Source organism: uncultured Virgibacillus sp. (assembly GCF_947495635.1).
Classification (GTDB): Bacteria; Bacillota; Bacilli; order Bacillales; family Amphibacillaceae; genus Virgibacillus; species Virgibacillus salarius.
Genome location: NZ_CANMAB010000219.1, coordinates 1 through 641 on the forward strand (window position 1 = coordinate 1; position 641 = coordinate 641).

The following is a 641-nucleotide window of genomic DNA, read 5'->3' on the forward strand; positions in this document are numbered from 1 at the left end:
TTTCCTTATTTGACAAGTGGTTACGAATGAATTTTAACACCACCGTCTGCCATTGCTTTCGAAGCATCGTAAACGGTATATAGTCGTACGCTTTCCATTCTCCTTTTTTCGTAACTCCTCCCATTGTCACTAACATATGAACATGGGGATTGAAATTCACTCTTGACCCAAATGTATGTAATCCGGCAATTATCCCCGGTTTCACTTTTGCCTTCTTTCGAAAATAACCCGTGATTAGCTTCGCAGCTTCATCCATAAGGGGTTTCAAAAGCTCTCGATGCCATAGAAATATAGCCCGTAATTTTTCATCTATCGTAAAGATTACATGCCGATGGTTCACTTGTACTATATCTTCTGTAAGGACGCGACTCCATTCTTCACTTTCTCCTACAGAACACGTTGTACAAAAACGTCCTTTACATCGAAAAGGGACATGTCGAACGTCATGGCATCCTTCACAAACATAGAGTTTGAATCCATTTTTGGGATCTCCACAGTCACGAAATTTTTCCACCTCTTTAATGACAATTGGACGAATTCGCTCTCCATGTTTCTTCTTAAATGCTTCCCAATGTTGATGTTTATCAAAAAAGATTCGTTTCAAGATGTTTTTTTCCATATACTTAAAATACCACAGTAAG

1 protein-coding gene is annotated in these 641 nt (G+C 38.7%); it reads right to left on the minus strand.

The genetic code is table 11. The features are described from left to right. Positions 1 to 604 (minus strand): transposase zinc-binding domain-containing protein (locus Q1A47_RS20565; protein WP_299632755.1); only part of this gene is annotated, 604 nt, incomplete at its 3' end. Positions 605 to 641: the final 37 nt, after the last annotated feature.